Raw genomic sequence first — 17551 nt, forward strand, 5'->3', positions numbered from 1 at the left:
AAGTCCTATCTCGGGGCCGCGCGGCCGCATTCGGCCTGGAGCAGCAGCAACAGGCAGTCGGCGAGCCGCGTCTCCATCTCCTTCGACGAGAGCGACAGCGGTCCGGGATCGTTGAGGATCGCGTTCACCAGCGTGCCCAGCACGATCTGGAAGCCGAAGGCGATGGCGCGGGTCTTTGCCGCCTTGCGGCCCTTGCCCATGGCCGGCAGCAGGAGCGGGGTCGCGCGCGTGGTGGTCGCCCGGGCGAGGGCTTTGAACGGCGTCCATTGGTCCGGACGAGTGTCGTCGTGCTGAAGTGCGGCGCGCAGCACGCCCTCGTGGCTGCGCATCCAGACGATGACGCCGCTGACGACGACATGGCAGAGCTCGTCGAGGCCCATGCCGGGGAAGGGCGGACGGATGTCGCCGAGCCGCTGCTCCGCGTCGCGTGTGGCCAGTGCCATCAGCGCGTTGAAATAGCTCTCCTTGCTTTCGAAACGGCTGTAAAAGGCGCCGACGGTGGCTCCGACTTCGGTGCACAGCGCCTCGATCGAGAGCTCTCCAAGGCTGCGCGTCCTCAGCATCGCGGCGCCGGCGTGCAGCAGAGCCAGCGTCGTTTCCCGGCTGCGCTTCTGCCGCGACGGAGCCACCCCCGGCAGGTCGAAATCGGGAAGCTCATGCTGGTCTGACCGTGGGCGCATCCGGGCTTGCATCCGCCAAAAATCATAATCATAATTCGGATTATAATTTAGGCCGATACGAACCGCGGGTCAACCGCGGGCGCGCCACAGACAACGGGGCTCAAGACAACGAAATACGGCCCAGCAGGGAGGATCAGATGAGCGCAGGCAGCGGTACGCCGTTCCGCGGCAGCGTCGGCAAGACGGTTGCGGAGTCAAAACCCTGGTGGCCGGACGCCGTGAAGCCGCCCGCGGGCGCGCCGAACATCCTCGTCGTGCTGTTCGACGACGTCGGCTTCTCCGATTTCGGCTGCTACGGTTCGGTGATCAAAACGCCGACCATCGACAGGCTCGCCGCGGAAGGCCTGCGCTACAGCGGTTTCCACACCACCGCAATGTGCTCGACGACGCGCGCCGCGCTGCTCACCGGGCGCAACCATCATTCGGTCGGGGTCGGGTGCCTCGCCAATTTCGATTCCGGCTATCCCGGCTATCGCGGTAAGATCGCGCGCGAGGCGGGGACACTGGCCGAGATGCTGCGCGGGCACGGCTATCGCAACTACATGGTCGGCAAATGGCACGTCACGCCGCTGACCGAGAGCGGGGCCACCGGCCCGTTCGACGGCTGGCCGCTCGGGCGCGGCTTCGATCGCTTCTACGGCTTCCTCGATGCCGAGACTGACCAGTACGCGCCGGAGCTCGTCTCCGACAACACGCATGTCGATCCGCCGGGCAGCTACGCCGACGGCTATCATCTGACCGAAGACCTGATCGACCAGTCGATCCGCTTCATCGGCGATCACCTCGCCGATCGGCCTGATGTGCCCTGGCTGACCTGGGTCGCGCTCGGGGCCTGCCACGCGCCGCATCAGGCGCCGGCCGAGATCATCAGGAGCTATGACGCCGCCTTCGCCCATGGCTGGGACGTCGAGCGCGAGCAGCGTCTCGCGCGCCAGAAGGCGATGGGCCTGGTGCCCGCGGCTACGAAGATGCCCGCGCGCAATGACGGCGTGAAGGCCTGGGAGGAGCATTCGGCCGACGAGCGGCGCGTCTTCACCAGGCTGCAGGCGGCCTTCGCCGGCATGCTCGACCATTCCGACCGCCATCTGGCGCGGCTGGTCGCATTCCTCGACACGGCCGGCATCCGCGACAACACCGTGATCATCGTGATGTCCGACAATGGCGCGAGCCAGGAGGGCGGGCCGCTCGGCTTCGTCAATGCGATGGGGCCGTTCAACTTCAAGCCGGAGCCGATCGCCGAAAAGCTCGCCCGCATCGACGATATCGGCGGGCCCGACACCCATAGCAACTTCCCGCATGGCTGGGCGATGGCGTCCAACACGCCGTTGCGCCGTTACAAGCAGAACACCCATGGCGGCGGCATCCGCGATCCCTTCGTCATCAACTGGCCGAAGAGGATTGTGGCCAAAGGCGAGCTGCGTCACCAGTTCGTCCACGCCTGCGACCTCACGCCGACGCTGCTGGATCTGATCGGCATCGACGCTCCCGCGGATATCGCGGGCTGCCGGCAGATGCCGCTCGAAGGCGAGAGCTTTGCGCGGTCGATCGCGGATGCATCCGCGCCGTCGAAGAGCTCGCCGCAATATTTCGAGATGTTCGGCCATCGCGGTCTCTGGCACGCCGGGTGGAAGGCGGTCGCCTTTCATCCGTCGGGCACGCCGTTCGAGAACGACAAATGGGAGCTGTTCCATCTGGATGCGGATTTCTCCGAGACCAACGACCTTGCGACAACCGAGCCGGAGCGTCTCGGCCGGATGATCGCGATGTGGTGGGACGAGGCCGAGAAGCACAACGTGCTGCCGCTCGACGATCGCTTCGGGCCGCGCTTTGCGGAGAATGCCAAGCGTTTCCACGGTGCGCGCCACCACTTCGTCTTTCACGCCGGCATGGGCCACGTGCCGACCGACGTCGCGCCCGATGTGCGCAGCCGCAGCTACACGATCGAGGCGCATGTCGAGACCGACGAGCAGGGCGCTGACGGCGTGCTGATCTCGCACGGCGATGCGACGTCGGGCTACAGCCTCTATGTCAGCGACGGCCATCTCGTGCACGATCTCAACATCGGCGGCAGCCACCAGATCGTGCGGTCGGACCGCAAGGTACCGTCAGGCGCGCGGCGGCTCGGCGTGCATGTCGAGCGTCTGGTGCGCAAGGAGCCGCCGGCGAAGGGCGCGCGCACCGGCGTCAGCGCGTACACGCTGCTGATCGACGGCGAGCCGGCGGGGTCGCTGCAGACCCAGCTCGGCTTCCACACGCTGATCTCGTGGTCAGGCCTCGACATCGGCCGCGACCGCGGCAGCCCGGTCTCGCATTACGCGGCGCCGTTCGCGTACGGGGGAAAGCTGCTGCGCGTCACTGTCACCATGCATGACGACCAGAAGCTCGACGGCGAAGCCGTCGGCAACGCGCAGATGGCGCGGCAGTGACGGAGAAGCCCCTTACTTGATCTTGTCGTAGGCGGCCGCAAAATCGCCCAGCGGCATCGGGATCGCGATCGTCTCCTTGGCCATGTTCTGGAACGAGACCTTCAACTGCTTGCCCGACCGCAAGGCGGCGAGGAGGTCCGCCGCGACCGGCGTCGAGGCGTAGCAGCCGCGATTCTCGCAGGTTTGGATCTGCAGGTCGAACGTCTTGCCTTCATCGACCTGAAGCTTGGCGCCGACGGGAAGGTTGAGGCCGAGCGGCAATTGCAGCAGCGCAACCGGCGTGCGGGTGTCGGGCGCGATGCGGATGTTGATCAGGACGACGGTCTGGCCGGTCTTGGTCAGCACCGCGTTCTGCTCCATCGCGCATTCGAGCGGCGCATCGCGGCTGGCGCTGGTGCAGCGGACGATCCAGCCGGGCTGCCCGGGCGCACCGTCAGCCTGTGCTTGTGTCGACGCGGGCGAGGGGTGTACGGCCGGGGCAGGTGCTGCGTTCTTCTTCGCGCCCTGCTGGGCATGCGCGGCGCCCAAGGACAACAGGATAAATGCGGCGAGGGCGACAAGTCTGGATTGCATGAGCATGACGAAACCGCGTTGGCGTGAACCGGGGGCCCCGCTGTAGCGTCGCGGGAGGCGCGGCGCAAGCTTACTCGGCCGCTTGCTTGACGGTGCCGTGCGCGGTCGCCTCGTCGCCTTCGTCGTCGTCCGAACGGCCCCAGGTGGAGAACCAATTGTTGAGCTTGTCGAGATAGAGATAGACGACGGGCGTCGTGAACAGCGTCAGCGCCTGGCTGACGATGAGGCCGCCGACCATGGCGTAGCCGAGCGGCTGGCGGATCTCGGCGCCGGTGCCGTGACCGAGCATCAAAGGCACGCCGCCAAGCAGGGCGGCCATCGTCGTCATCATGATCGGGCGAAAGCGCAGCAGCGCGGCCTGGCGTATCGATTCCTCCGGCGTCTTGTGCTCGTCGCGTTCGGCGGCGATCGCAAAATCGACCATCATGATGCCGTTCTTCTTCACGATGCCGATCAGAAGGATAATGCCGATCAGCGCAATCAGGCTGAAGTCGAAGCCGGCCGCCATCAGGATCGCGAGCGCGCCGACGCCGGCCGAGGGCAGCGTCGACAGAATCGTGATCGGATGGATGTAGCTCTCGTAGAGAATGCCGAGGATCAGGTAGACGACGACGAGCGCGGCGAGGATCAGCAGCGGCACGGTGCCGAGCGATTGCTGGAACGCCTGCGCGGTGCCTTGGAAGCTCGAGTTGAGCGTCGGCGGCGCGCCGAGATCGGCCATCGCCTTCTGGACGGCTTCGGTTGCCTGGCCGAGCGCGACGCCTTGCGCGAGGTTGAAGCTGATCGTGATCGCCGGGAACTGGCCCTGATGGCTGATCGAGAGCGGGCGGACCGGATCGGTGGTCCAGGTCGCGAATGTCGACAGCGGGACCTGATCGCCCGTCAGCGGCGATTTGAGATAGAGCTTGTTGAGGCTGTCGAGATTGCCCTGCATCTCCGGCAGGATCTCCAGGATCACCTTGTAGGTGTTGAGCTGGGTGAAATACTGCGTGACCTGCCGCTGTCCGAAGGCGTCATACAGCGTGTCGTCGATCAGCTGCGGCTGGATGCCGTAGCGTGAGGCGGTGTCGCGGTTGATCTTGAGCTGGACGGTGGTGCCCTGCGTCTGCTGGTCGGTCGCGACGTCGCGCAGCTCCGGCAGCGTCTGCATCTTGGCGAGGATCTTGGGCGCCCATTCGTTGAGCTCCTCCAGATTGGCGTCCTGCAGCGTGAATTCGAACTGCGTACGCGTCGGCCGGCCGCCGAGCCGGACGTCCTGCGACGCCTGCATGTAGAGGCGGGCGCCGGGCACCTTGTCGAGCTGGGGACGGAGGCGTGCGATGATCTCCTGCGCCGAAGCGTCGCGCTGATTGCGCGGTTTCAACGTGATGAACAGGCCGCCGTTGTTGCCGGCCCTGCCGCTGCCGCCGATCGCCATGGCGACGCTGGCGACGCCTGGATCCGCCTGCACGACCTTGGCGAGCGCCTCTTGCCGCTCCTTCATGGCCGCGAAGGAAATGTCCTGCGAGGCTTCGGAGGTCGAGGTGATCAGGCCGTTGTCCTGCTGCGGGAAGAAGCCCTTGGGGATCAGCACGAAGAGATAGACCGACAGGGCGAGGGTCGCAAAGAAGATGGCGAGCGTGGTGCGCCTCCAGCTCAGGGCGATGTCGAGAACATGCTCATAGCCGCGCAGCATCGCGTCAAAGGCGCCTTCGCTCCACTGATAGAAGCGGCCGTGCTTGACTTCGCCATGGGCGCGCAGGAAGCGCGAGGCCATCATCGGGGTCAGCGTCAGGGAGACGACCATCGAGACGAAGATGGTCATCGCCAGCACGACGGCGAACTCGCGGAACAGGCGGCCGATGATGCCGCCCATCAGCAGCAGCGGGATCAGCACCGCGACCAGCGAAATGCTGATGGAAACGATCGTGAAGCCGATTTCCTTCGCGCCCCTGTAGGCGGCGGCCATCGGCGCTTCGCCTTCCTCGACGTAGCGGGAGATGTTTTCGAGCATGACGATGGCGTCATCGACCACGAAGCCGACCGCGATCGTCAGTGCCATCAGGGAGAGGTTGTCCAGGGTATAGCCGGCCACCCACATCAGCGAGCAGGCGCCAAGCAGCGCCAGAGGGACGGTAATCGTGGGAATGACCGTCGCCCAGAAGCTGCGCAGGAAGATGAAGATGACCATGACCACAAGGACGATGGTCAGGAGCAGGGTGAACTGGACGTCTTCGACCGCGGCCCGGATCGTCTGGGTTCGGTCGCTCATCAGCTCGATCTTGATCGCCGGCGGGATCGCCGCAACGAGGCGTGGCAGGGCCGCCTTGATCTTGTCTACGGTCTCGATGACGTTGGCACCGGGCTGCTTGAACACGACGAGGAACACGCCGCGTTTGCCGTTCGCCCAGGCCGCCTGCTTGGCATCTTCCGGGCCGGTGACGGCCTGCCCGATGTCGCGGATGCGCAGCGGCCCGCCGTTGCGGTAGGCGATGATGACGTCGTTCCAGTCCTTGGAATGGGTGAGCTGGTCGTTGGCGTAGATCGTGTAGGCGCGGTTGGGCCCGTCAATGTTGCCCTTGGGGCTATCGACCGTCGTGATCGCGATCTGGCTGCGCACGTCCTCCAGCGACAGGCCCTTGGCGACGAGCTTGGCGGGATCGATCTGGATACGGATCGCCGGTTTCTGCTGGCCGCCGATGATGACTTGCGCGACGCCGGATATCTGGCTGATCTGCTGCGCCAGCTGCGCATCGACGGAGTCGCTCACGGTGGTCAGCGGCAGGGTGTCCGACGTGGCGGACATGATGAGGATCGGCGAGTCCGCCGGATTGACCTTGCGGTAGGTCGGTGGCGACGGCAGGTTCTTCGGCAACTGGCCGGAGGCCGCGTTGATGGCTGCCTGAACGTCGTTGGCGGCACCGTCGATGCTGCGATTGAGGTCGAACTGAATGGTGACCGACGCGGTGCCCAGATAGCTCGTCGAGGTCATCTGCGCGATGCCGGGGATCTGGGCGAACTGGCGCTCCAGCGGCTGGGCCACGGACGAGGCCATCGTCTCGGGGCTGCCGCCCGGCAGATTGGCAGTGATCTGGATGGTCGGGAAGTCGACCTGCGGCAGCGGTGCGACCGGAAGCAGGGGATAGGCGACGAGACCGATGAAGAGAATACCGGCCATCAGCAGCGAGGTGCCGATGGGATAACGGATGAAAGGTGCCGAAATCCCGCCCTCGGTCATTCCCGTCGTACCTTGCTCTGGGCCGGATCCGAGCTCGCCACCGCCGTCGAGACGAGGCTCCCGGGCTGGACCTTGAACTGACCGCCGACAATCACCTGCTGACCGGGGCTCAAGCCTTCTTCGATGACCGAATGGCCGTCGATGGCATAGCTGACCTTGACCTTGTGCACCTCGGCCTTGTTGTCCTGATTGACCGTATAGGCATAGAGGCCGTTGGTGGAATGCTGGACCGCGTCATCCGGAACCACGGTCGCGTCCTTCAGCGTCCGCACGAGAAGCCGCGTCGAGACCGATTGGCCCGGCCACAGCGCGTGGTCCTTGTTGTCGAACACCGCCTTGAGCCGGATCGTCCCGCTGGTCGTGTCGACCTGGTTGTTGATGACCGCAAGCTTGCCCTCGGCCAGTGTCTTCTTGCCGTCGGTGCTGAAAGCGATGACCTTGAGCGCGCCGCTCTTCTGGCCCTCGCTGATATAGGGAAGCTGGTCTTCCGGCGCGGTGAAGATCACGGAAATCGGCTCGACCTGCGAGATCGTGACGATGCCCGTCTGCGTCGAGGCGTTGACGATGTTGCCGATGTCGACCTGGCGCAGGCCTGCGACGCCGGTGATCGGCGCCTTGACCTGGGTGTAGTCGAGCTGGGTCTGGGCGTTGGCGATCGCGGCTTCGTCGGCGGCGATCTGGGCGGTGAGCTGGGCGACGGTCGAGCGCTGGGTGTCGACCCGCTGCGCGGTCGCGAATTCGCCGAGCTTCATGGCGCGCTGAAGTTCGAGATTGGCGTTGGCGAGGCTGGCCTCATCCTGCGCCTTCTTGGCCTTGGCCTGGTCGAGCGTGGCCTGATAGGGACGGGGGTCGATCGAGACCAGAAGCTCGCCCTCCTGGACGATCTGGCCTTCCCTGAAGGTGAGTTTGTCGATCTGGCCATCCACCCGGCTGCGGACCTGGACGGTGTTGAAGCCCTGAACCGTGCCGAGACCGGTCAAGTAGACCGGGAAGTCGACCTTTTGGACCGGCGCAACGCTTACAGGGACGGCGGGCGGGCGGGGTGGACCCTTCTGGGCGGTCTGGGTTTTTCCGGCCCCAGATCCGAATTTCTGCCAACCATAGTAACCCGCGGAGGCCACGGCCGCGATGATCAGAAGCCAGAGGATCGGCCGGGACTTTTTCATGTCGTCTCGTGTCGGCTCGTATGCCCTCAGCTAACGAATGACAGGGCAATCGCAGGGTTCCAGCGAGTTTGTATAATACACGCCAAGTTCCAGTGTAAACAGCACTATCGGTTGAGAATCCTAAACAATTGGAAAGCTTTGCACCGTCTGGGCAGTGCTCTGGCGCGGCGGTGTGCAGGGCTGCATTTGCTTGGCCGGCTCGAACGGCGGGCAAGTCTTGTGCGGCACCCGCAGACAGTGTGCTCGATCCGAATGGCGCCGCGCCGGGTCGCCGCTCGGCACTGCTCGCAAGAATGGTTCTAAATCGTATGGCAGCCGTTTTGGTTGTCAGCAATTCGTGCATCGGCCATATCCGGCGCCGCCACCTATGGAGCGCAGAATGGATGAATTGAACGGCAAGCTGATCGCGTGTCAGATTCTGATCACGGGATTGATCGCGCGGGTGGCCAACGAGCAGCGCGATCCCTTGCGCTTCCTCACCGACTTCCGGGACGAGATCAAAGCCGTCGTGAACGGTGTCAACATCGCCGGCATGGACTCAACCGATCGCGTGCGCGCCGTCGCGCAGAAGACCGTCGATGAATTGTTTTCGCTGATGAAGCCGCCGAGCAGCGATTGATGTCGTGCGGGAGATCGATGATGTGAAGGAGGCTGCGCTTATGCCGGCAAATGGCGCAGCTTTTTAGAATGAGTCCAGTCATAGTTTAGAACGGTTTCAAACTGCAGTTTAGAATTGTTTTGATCTGGATCGATTCAAGGGTTCTTGCGAGCTGCTCGCATTGACCCGCTATTTTGCCGCCGATACCAACAACTCATCGTTCGTCGAAGTGAATGAGCGAACAGGAAGATGGGGCGTTTGGTAATGGGGCAGGTGGTCGCACCGAAATCGTTGCGTTCGGTCGCAGCATTCGATCTGGTGGATGAAAAATTCGCGGGCGTTTCTGGCAAGAAGGCTTCAGCGGTTGCGAGCTTGATCGCGGTGGCGTCGGTATCGAGCGGCGCGCAGGCGCAGCAGTCGAACCTGCCGCCGGTGACGGTCGACGCTCCCGTCGAGCGGCCGCGTCCGACGGCATCGAAGCCCTCGCCGGAGCAGGTCCGCGCCCGCAACGCGATTCGTCGTGCCGCGCAACGCGAACAGGCGGCGCAGCAGGCCGCGCCGACCACGCCGTCAGGCGCTGTCGACGGCAATCCCTATGCCGATCCTGCCGCTCCCTACAAGGTCGACCACGTCCAGGCCTCGGGCAAGTTTCCCGAGAAGATGCTGAACACGCCCAAGAGCATCACGGTGCTCAGCAAGGAAGTTCTCGAGGACAAGAACGCGACGACCCTGAAGGAGATCGGGCGCTCGACCGCGGGCGTGACGCTTGGCTCGGGTGAGGGCGGCAACGCGTTTGGCGACCGCTTCTTCATTCGCGGCTTCGATGCGCGCAACGACGTGTTCATCGACGGCATCCGCGATCCCGCCGTTTCCATCCGCGAGAACTTCTTCACCGAGCAGATCGAAATCCTGCGCGGCCCTGCATCGTCCTACGCCGGCCGCGGCACCGCCGGCGGTGCCATCAACATCGTCACCAAGCAGGCCGGTGACCGCAACTTCCAGCGCATGGACACCGAGTTCGGCACCGACCGGACCAAGCGCGTCACGCTCGACGTCAACCAGGTCATCGACCCGACCTTCTCGGTGCGTACCGGTGGCCTGTTCCAGGACGCCAATGTTGCCGGCCGCGACTACGTGACCGACAATCGCTGGGGCACCTTCATCTCGACCAAGTACACCCCGACCAGCGACCTCAAGATCACGACCAACTACGTCCACACCGACCTCAGCGGCTACCCCGATTTCGGCGTGCCCTATTACAAGCAGGGCAACGTGCCGGTGACCTCGGCCGGCATTCCGCGCGGCAACTGGTACGGCTTCCTCAACCGCGACTTCCAGACGGCGCGGCAGGATTTCGGCACCGGCACGGTCGAGTACAAGGTCAACGACGCCATCACGCTGACCAGCAAGGTGCGTGGCGAGCACTCGCTGCTCAACTACATCGGCACGCTGCCGCAGAACCCGATTACGACCAGCCCCAATCCGCTGCTCTGGACCACGACGGCGAGCGCGCAGAGCCGCTATCAGACCGTGGACGTGTGGGCCAACCAGAACGAGGCTACGTTCAAGCTCGACACGGGCGGGGTCAAGCACACTGCGGTGTTCGGCGTCGAATATGCGAACGAGAACATCTCGATCGACCGTTACTCCGGCCTCGCGGCGGAGCTGTCCGGCTCGCCGTTCACGAGCACCGGCGCCATCTCGGGTGTCAATCTCTATGCGCCCCAGTACACCTATCTCTCCGGCTTCGGCATTCCGTCACTCATCGGAAATCCGACGCGTTACGGCGTCAACACCAGCAGCGTGTATGTGATGGACACCGCGAACTGGCAGGACACGATCATCGTGAACGGTGGCGTTCGCTACGACGGTTATAGCCAGAGCGCGTCGAACAATACCAATTATGTGAAGCAGAACTCCGATCTGGTGAACTACAACGTCGGTTTGGTCTACAAGCCGATGTCGATCGGCAGCGTCTATGCAGCCTACGCCACCTCGGCCAATCCGTTCGGTTCGGAGCTCGACGCGACCGGCACCGACTACGGCGGCGTTCCCGCCAACTCGACCATCTTGCTTGGGCCCGAGCGCAACAAGGCGATTGAGGTCGGCACCAAATGGGAGCTTGCGGATCGCCACCTGCTGGTGACCGGTGCGCTGTTCCAGACCACTAAGGACAACGCGCGCGAGACCGTCAACGGCCTGCTGACGTCGGGTGCTGCCTACAGGATCCAGGGCATCGACATCGAAGCCGAGGGCAAGATCACCGATCGCTGGAGCATCTTCGGCGGCCTGGTGCTGATGCAGTCCAAGGTCACGCAGAGCGGCGTCGCCTCCAATCTCGGCCTGCAGCTTGCCAACGTGGCTCACCAGTCGTTCAGCATGCTGACCAAGTACAAGTTCGACGACGGCTGGGAGCTCGGCGGGCAGGCGGTGTACCGCTCGAAGGTCTATGGCGGCACGTTTGCGGCCAACACCAACGAGCTGCCGAGCTATTGGCGCTTCGACGCGTTCGTCGAGAAGAAGATCGACAAGAACTGGACCATGAAGTTCTACGCGCAGAACCTGACCAACAAGCTCTACTACGACTCGTTCTATCGCAGCAACGTGCCGTTCGTTGCGGTCGCGCCGGGGCGGGCGTTCTACCTCGTGACGACGGCGAAGTTCTGATCATGTTGACATGCCTGCCTGGCGTTCTCAGCAAGGATGATGTGGCGGATTTCCGCCGCATCATGGACGCCAGCGCATGGGAAGACGGCCGTTCGACCGCCGGCGCGCAATCGGCGATGGTCAAACGCAACGAGCAACTGCCGCCTGATAGCGAGGTCGCGCGAAAACTCGGCAACCGCATCATCTCGGCGTTGACGTCGAATCCGCGCTTCATCGCGGCCGCGATCCCGCTGCAGATCTTCCCTCCGCTGTTCAACCGCTATGCGGCCGATAGCGGCCACCATTTCGGCCTGCATGTCGACAACGCGATCCGCGGCGACCGCCTGACCGGCCTTCGCATCCGCACAGACCTGTCGGTCACGCTGTTCCTCGCCGAACCGGAAGAGTACGATGGTGGCGAACTTGTGATCGAGGACACCTACGGCTCGCACGAGGTCAAATTGCCGGCCGGCGACTGCGTGCTCTATCCTTCGACCAGCCTGCATCTGGTCACGTCGGTGACGAAGGGAACGCGGGTTGCGTCTTTCTTCTGGCTTCAGAGCATGATACGGGACGATCAAGCCCGGAGCATGATCTTTGACCTCGACACCGCGATTCAGGCGCTGGTGGAACGGCTCGGGCGTGACGATCCCGAAACGGTCAAATTGACGGGTATCTATCACAACCTCATTCGCTACTGGGCCGAAGTATGAAGATCATGTCCCTCCAAGCAAGCCTTGCCGCAGCCGTCATGCTGACGGCCGCCTGGCTCGCATCTCCCGTTTCCGCCCAGACACAAACCCCTCCCACGGCGGCCGCGCAGCAGGCGGCTCCGCCGCCCGTAGCCAGCCCGGCTCCGGCGGCTGCGCCCTCGGCAACGGCACCTGCGGCTTCGACGGCTCCGGCAACCCCGTCCGTGGTCGCAGCTCCAGCGCCTGCCAAGTCCGAGCCGGCATCCGGTATCGCGCCGGCGATGAAGGAATTGTCGCCCTGGGTCATGTTCATGTCGGCCGACGTCATCGTGAAGGCGGTGATGATCGGGCTTGCCTTCGCATCGCTGATGACCTGGACCGTCTTCATCGCCAAGTCGATCGAGCTGTCGGTCGCCTCCACCAAGCTTCGCTCGGCCTTGAAGAAGGTTGCCGAGACGCGCTCGCTTGCCGAGGCGCAGATGGCGCTCGGCGCCAAGGAGGGCATCCTGCCGTCCTTCCTGGCGGCGGCACTGCGCGAGGCGCGGATGTCGGCCGGCCTGTCCAGCGATGCCGGCATCAAGGAGCGCGCGGCCTCCAGCTTCCAGGAGATCGTGCGCGCAGAGGCGCGGCGCATCCGCATCGGCATGGGCGTGCTCGCGACCATCGGCTCGACGTCGCCCTTCGTCGGCCTGTTCGGCACGGTCTGGGGCATCATGAACAGCTTCATCGGCATCTCGAAGTCGCAGACCACGAACCTCGCCGTCGTCGCGCCCGGTATCGCCGAGGCGCTGCTCGCCACCGCGATCGGCCTCGTCGCCGCGATCCCCGCGGTCATCATCTACAACCACTTCTCGCGCGTGACGAAGGGCTATCTCGAGCTCGTCAGCCGCGCCTCGGGCGCGGCAGGACGGCTGCTCTCGCGCGATCTCGATCGCAGCCACGGCAGCGTGCATTCGCGCGCAGCGGAGTGAACCATGGCCGTTTCGCTCGCAGACAATGATGACGACGACGATTTCTCGGAAACGCATGACATCAACGTCACGCCGTTCATCGACGTCATCCTGGTTCTGCTGATCATCTTCATGGTCGCAGCACCGCTCTCCACGGTCGATCTGCCGATCGACCTGCCGACGTCCAGCGCGACGCCGCAGAAGAAGCCGGACAAGCCGACCTATCTCAGCATCAAGCCCGACCTGACGCTCGCGATCGGAGAAAATCCGGTCCAGCGGGCCGAGTTGATCGGGACCCTCGACGGCCTGTCCGACATGAGCAAGGACAAATACGTGTTCCTGCGTGCCGACAAGTCGGTACCGTATGGGGAGTTGATGGGCGTCATGGAGCTCCTGCGCTCAGGCGGCTATACCAGGGTGAAGCTGGTGGCGCTGGAAGGCGCTCCGGGGGCGCCTGCGGCCGGCGCCGCTCAGCCTTAAGAAGACCCGTTATGTCAGACGAACTCAGACCATCCCGAAAACTCTGGATCCTGGCGGCGGTAGCGGCGCTGGTGCTCCATCTGGGTGGTGCTGCACTCGCGCTGGCGCATTTGCGCGCCGATGATGACGGCGACGGTCTCGGGGCCGCCGGCGCGGAGTTCGCGGTCGAGATGGCCTCGCCCAAGGCGCCCGAAGCCGACCTGCCGCCCGGGCCCGACAGCGAAGCGATGCAGGAGCAGCAGGCGCTTCCCGAGCAAAAGGCCGAGACCAAGGAGACGGAGCTGCCAAAGGATCAGCCGCAGCAGGTCGAGGATCCCGATCGCGTCGTGACCGAGAACAACGCGAAGAAGCCGACGGAAGAGGATCCGAAGATTCAGGCAGTCGAAACGCCGGCCGCCGAAGCGTCGCCGAAATCGGTGGCGACGGCACGGCAGACGCTCGACGAGGATGCGCGCGAGGCCGAGAAGGCGCTGGCGCCCGTCATCGGGCTCGGCAAGGACATCCTGAAGATCACGGCCGACTGGAACCGCAAGATCAGCGCGCACCTTGCGACTCACAAGGTCAATCCGGAGGGCAAGCAACCGAGCAACCAGAAGGTCAAGGTGAGCTTCGCGATCAATCGCAAGGGCAACGTGCTGTCGGTGGATGTCGTGGAATCGTCCGGGGATGCAGCCTATGACGCGGCCGCGGTCTCGATCGTCCGCAAGTCTGATCCCATCCCGCAGCCGCCTGCCGGCCTGACCGAGGACCGGTTCGAGCGCACCGTCGATATCATCTTCACGCCGCCGGACGCGAAAAAGAAGAAGACCGCTCAGCGCCAGTAGAGCCGGATTCCGACATAGACCACGACCAGGCACGCGAAGATCAGCGCCACCGGGAGCGGTCGCTTCTGAGGGCCGGCGAACGCCGCCGCCCCGAAGGACGCCGACTTCTTCGGCGCCGGAGCCGGGCGGCGGAAGGCGGTAACATTGTCCGCAGCCGGCTCGGCCGCGCGTGGGCGGACGTCGGGCGGGGTTCCCGCCCCGCCCATCTCCGCATAATAGGCCTTGTAGATCGCGCCGATGGTGGCCTCGGTGGCTTCGCCCTCGCTCATCTGCGCCAGCAGGTTCTGGTAGCTTGCGAGGAACTCCTGGGCTTCCGGCGGCAGCGCGGACGATCCGTTGAGCTTGGCCATCATCTTCCAGGTGGCGAAATCGGCGCGGGCGCGGGTATCGGCGCGTCGCGCGATGAGCATATCGGCAGCTTTGACCAAGTCGGCCTCTGGCCCTTCGGCTTGTGTTCGAATGTCGCTGTTCAACTACGCATTGCCGGTCAGGAAGAGAACAGCCTGAATCACATAACCGGTCAACGTCCGCAGTATTGCTGAAATAACATCAAGATTTAGACCGAACTGCGAGCCCGCGAGCGGTAGCAGGATCAGGAGGCCGATCAGGATCAGCATCCCGAACGGCTCGAGCCGGGCCAGCGGCAAGGCGAGCGGCCGCGGCAATAGCCCGACCGCCACGCGCCCGCCGTCGAGCGGCGGGATCGGCATCATGTTGAAGACGGCCAGGATCGCGTTGATGATGAGGGCATTCTTGAGGTTGTCGGCCACCCATTTCGCCGAGCTCGCCGGCACCAGGGGCAGGGCATGGAAGGCGAGGGCGGCGGCCAGCGCCAGCAGGATGTTGGTGACGGGCCCGGCCAGCGCCACCCAGACCATGTCGAGCCTGGGGTTGTTCAGCTTGCGGAAGTTGACCGGCACCGGCTTGGCATAGCCGAACAGGAACGGCGAATGCGCGAACAGCAGCATCGCCGGCAGGATCAGCGTGCCGAAGGGGTCGATGTGCCTGATCGGATTGAAGCTGACACGGCCGAGCTGCGCGGCCGTGTTGTCCCCGAGCCGGTCCGCGACGAAGGCATGCGCCGCCTCATGGAAGGTAATGGCGAGCACCAGCGGCAGCACCCAGACCGAGAAGTCATAAATGGAAATGTTCACGGCTCGTTGATCCCGGTTTGCTTGCGGCCTTGCAGCCGTCCCAGCCAACCGGCGGTGCAGCAACGCTTAGGCTCAAGATAGGGGCGCCGGTTCCGAAATGCCACGCTGCAGATGACCCGCGAATAATGCCGCGCAACGGCCGACCGTTGCCTGACGTCACGCCGGGATCGTCGTCTGATATTGGGTCAGGCCGTCGTCGAGCTTCAGCCATGCGAGCTTTTCCGACACCCAGATGTGCTCCGTCGGCGCAAAGGCATTGCGGTCGTCGAATGTCGCAAGCGCGGCGCCCGCGAGCGTGCCGTTGCGCCGCCAGGCGAACAGCCGCGTGCCGCAGCGCTTGCAGAACACGCGATCGATGTTCTCCGAGGACGCGTAGCGCTCGGTCTCGCCCTCGACGGTCAGCGCGCGCTGGTCGAACTGTGCGCGGGCGAAGAAGGGCGAGCCCATCGCCTTCTGGCAGGTGCGGCAATGGCAGACGCGAACGTTGAGCGGCTCGCCCTCGGCCTTGAACCGCACCGCGCCGCACAGGCATCCGCCCTCGTGGATCATGCTGTCCTCAATAGGTTGCGCGCCCGCCCGAGATATCGAACACGGCGCCGGTCGAGAATGCGCAATCCTCGGATGCCAGCCAGCTCACCATCGCGGCCAGCTCCTCGACCAGCACGAAACGCGCCTTCGGGATCTTCGACAACATGAAGTCGATATGCTGCTGCGTCATCTGGTCGAAGATCGCGGTCTTGGCGGCCGCCGGGGTCACCGCGTTGACGAGAATGTCGTGCGCCGCGAGCTCCTTGCCGAGCGACTTCGTCAGCGCGATCAGGCCGGCCTTGGACGCCGAATAGTGCGAGGCGTTCGGATTGCCTTCCTTTCCGGCGATGGAGGCGATGTTGACGATGCGTCCGTACTTCTGCTTGAGCATCGCGGGCACGATCGCCTTGCAGACGATGAAGGGACCGTCGAGGTTGATGCGCAGCACCTTGCGCCATTCCTCGAGATCGGTCTCCCAGACCGGCTTGTTGACACCGGCGATGCCGGCATTGTTGACGAGGATGTCGATCTTGCCGAAGGCGGCAAGCGTCGCGTCGCGCGCCTGCTCGACACCGACGGTGTCGGTGACGTCGACCTTGAACACGCGGACGCTATCGCCGATCTGTTTCGCGGTTTTCTCGGCCAGCGCCGCATCGAAATCCCAGATCGCGACCTTGGCACCGGAGGCGACGAAGCGCTCGGTGATGGCGCGGCCAAAGCCCTGCGCGCCGCCGGTGACGACAGCGATGCGGCCGTTGAGATCGATCTTGTTCATGAGACTGATCCCCGCGCCGTCAGAGCATGTAGCCGCCGTCGACGACGAGGTCGACGCCGGTGGTGAAGGCGCTTTCGTCGCTGCCGAGATAGACCGCCATGGAGGCGATCTCGTCGGCGGTGCCGAGCCGGCCCATCTTCTGGCGGGAGATGAACATCTCCTTGCCCTGCGGTCCCTGCGCGGCGGCGCGGTCCAGCATCGAGGGCGTCTCGACGGTGCCGGGGCAGATCGAGTTGCAGCGGATGCCCTTGGTGATGAAGTCGAGCGCGACGGCACGCGACAGCAGCGACACCGCTGCCTTCGACGAGGAGTAGACGTAGCGGTTCGCCGGCGGCCGCAGAGCCGCGCAGGACGAGATGTTGACGATGCTGCCGCCGCCGCCCGCGATCATGTCGGGCAGGAATGCCCTGATGGTCCGGTGCATCGACTTGACGTTGAGGTCGAACGAGAAATCGAAGTCTTCCTCCGAGCATTCCAGGATGGTGCCGTGATGCACGAAGCCGGCCGCGTTGAGCAGGATGTCGATCTTGCCGACGCGCTTGGCAAAGGCGTTGACGTCGGCGGTGTTGCGAACGTCGAGCTTTGCGACCTCGGCGATGCCTTCCTTGGTGAGGCCAGCGATGCCGGCCTCGTTGATGTCGGTGGCGATGACGGTTGCGCCTTCACGCGCGAATGCGATGGCGCAGGCGCGGCCGATGCCGGCCGCTGCAGCCGTGACGACGGCGCGTTTGCCCTTGAGGCGGTTTGCCATGTTGTTCTTCTCCTTGTGGGTTCGTCATTCCGGGGCGCGCCTCTTGGCGCGAGCCCGGAATGCATTGTGCAGCGTGTTGTGAGGTTCGATC

16 protein-coding genes are annotated in these 17551 nt (G+C 64.5%); 7 read left to right on the top strand and 9 right to left on the bottom strand.

All coding sequences use genetic code 11. From position 1 onward, the window contains the following. Positions 1-5 precede the first annotated feature (5 nt). Positions 6-680, bottom strand: coding sequence for a TetR/AcrR family transcriptional regulator (locus AC0WRY_RS14060; protein WP_491123259.1), 675 nt, complete (start codon positions 678-680; stop codon positions 6-8). A gap of 137 nt (positions 681-817) precedes the next feature. Between AC0WRY_RS14060 and AC0WRY_RS14065 the strand changes: the two genes are divergently transcribed. Then, on the top strand, positions 818-3106 hold the full coding sequence (locus tag AC0WRY_RS14065; protein WP_194407548.1) for an arylsulfatase: 2289 nt from the start codon (positions 818-820) through the stop codon (positions 3104-3106). Between the two features lie 12 nt (positions 3107-3118). Here the strand turns inward: AC0WRY_RS14065 and AC0WRY_RS14070 are convergent, their stop codons facing one another. The 3 genes from AC0WRY_RS14070 to AC0WRY_RS14080 form a co-directional block, all read right to left on the bottom strand. Beyond that, positions 3119-3685 (bottom strand): invasion associated locus B family protein, encoded by a 567-nt coding sequence (locus AC0WRY_RS14070; RefSeq protein ID WP_194407549.1) that lies wholly within the window; start codon positions 3683-3685, stop codon positions 3119-3121. Positions 3686-3749: 64 nt separating this feature from the next. Then, on the bottom strand, positions 3750-6896 hold the full coding sequence (locus tag AC0WRY_RS14075; protein WP_194407550.1) for a multidrug efflux RND transporter permease subunit: 3147 nt from the start codon (positions 6894-6896) through the stop codon (positions 3750-3752). Then, complete coding sequence (locus tag AC0WRY_RS14080) at positions 6893-8062, bottom strand: efflux RND transporter periplasmic adaptor subunit (protein ID WP_194407551.1); 1170 nt, start codon at positions 8060-8062, stop codon at positions 6893-6895. The genes AC0WRY_RS14075 and AC0WRY_RS14080 overlap by 4 nt, the downstream gene beginning before the upstream one ends. A gap of 379 nt (positions 8063-8441) precedes the next feature. Between AC0WRY_RS14080 and AC0WRY_RS14085 the strand changes: the two genes are divergently transcribed. From AC0WRY_RS14085 to AC0WRY_RS14110, 6 genes are all read left to right on the top strand, one after another. Then, positions 8442-8681, top strand: coding sequence for a hypothetical protein (locus tag AC0WRY_RS14085; RefSeq protein ID WP_027571757.1), 240 nt, complete (start codon positions 8442-8444; stop codon positions 8679-8681). 243 nt (positions 8682-8924) lie between these two features. Further along, positions 8925-11327, top strand: coding sequence for a TonB-dependent receptor (locus AC0WRY_RS14090; RefSeq protein WP_194408260.1), 2403 nt, complete (start codon positions 8925-8927; stop codon positions 11325-11327). 2 nt (positions 11328-11329) lie between these two features. Further along, the gene (locus AC0WRY_RS14095) at positions 11330-12019 is read left to right on the top strand and encodes a Fe2+-dependent dioxygenase (RefSeq protein WP_194407552.1); all 690 of its coding nucleotides are present in this window, start codon (positions 11330-11332) and stop codon (positions 12017-12019) included. Further along, complete coding sequence (gene exbB, locus AC0WRY_RS14100) at positions 12016-12969, top strand: tonB-system energizer ExbB (protein WP_194407553.1); 954 nt, start codon at positions 12016-12018, stop codon at positions 12967-12969. Before AC0WRY_RS14095 ends, exbB begins: the two co-directional genes overlap by 4 nt. 3 nt (positions 12970-12972) lie before the next feature. Beyond that, a complete protein-coding gene (gene exbD / locus AC0WRY_RS14105) occupies positions 12973-13428 on the top strand; it encodes a TonB system transport protein ExbD (protein WP_194407554.1) in 456 nt (151 codons plus the stop codon). Positions 13429-13439: 11 nt separating this feature from the next. Then, entirely contained in the window at positions 13440-14252 is an 813-nt protein-coding gene (locus AC0WRY_RS14110) for an energy transducer TonB family protein (RefSeq protein ID WP_194407555.1), read from the top strand. Here the strand turns inward: AC0WRY_RS14110 and AC0WRY_RS14115 are convergent. The 5 genes from AC0WRY_RS14115 to AC0WRY_RS14135 all read right to left on the bottom strand — a co-directional run bounded on the left by AC0WRY_RS14115 (position 14240) and on the right by AC0WRY_RS14135 (position 17460). Beyond that, on the bottom strand, positions 14240-14662 hold the full coding sequence (locus AC0WRY_RS14115; protein WP_194408261.1) for a hypothetical protein: 423 nt from the start codon (positions 14660-14662) through the stop codon (positions 14240-14242). The two genes, AC0WRY_RS14110 and AC0WRY_RS14115, sit on opposite strands and share 13 nt — an antisense overlap. Positions 14663-14725: 63 nt before the next feature. Beyond that, the gene (locus AC0WRY_RS14120) at positions 14726-15406 is read right to left on the bottom strand and encodes a site-2 protease family protein (RefSeq protein WP_194408262.1); all 681 of its coding nucleotides are present in this window, start codon (positions 15404-15406) and stop codon (positions 14726-14728) included. Positions 15407-15562: 156 nt separating this feature from the next. Beyond that, the gene (locus tag AC0WRY_RS14125; RefSeq protein ID WP_194407556.1) at positions 15563-15955 is read right to left on the bottom strand and encodes a GFA family protein; all 393 of its coding nucleotides are present in this window, start codon (positions 15953-15955) and stop codon (positions 15563-15565) included. Between the two features lie 7 nt (positions 15956-15962). Beyond that, positions 15963-16709 carry an SDR family NAD(P)-dependent oxidoreductase gene (locus AC0WRY_RS14130; RefSeq protein WP_194407557.1) on the bottom strand — a complete coding sequence of 249 codons (747 nt, stop codon included), beginning with the start codon at positions 16707-16709 and terminating at the stop codon, positions 15963-15965. Between the two features lie 19 nt (positions 16710-16728). Next, entirely contained in the window at positions 16729-17460 is a 732-nt protein-coding gene (locus tag AC0WRY_RS14135) for an SDR family oxidoreductase (RefSeq protein WP_211418104.1), read from the bottom strand. Between the last annotated feature and the right edge of the window lie 91 nt (positions 17461-17551).

The organism is Bradyrhizobium sp. T-12 (assembly GCF_058314695.1).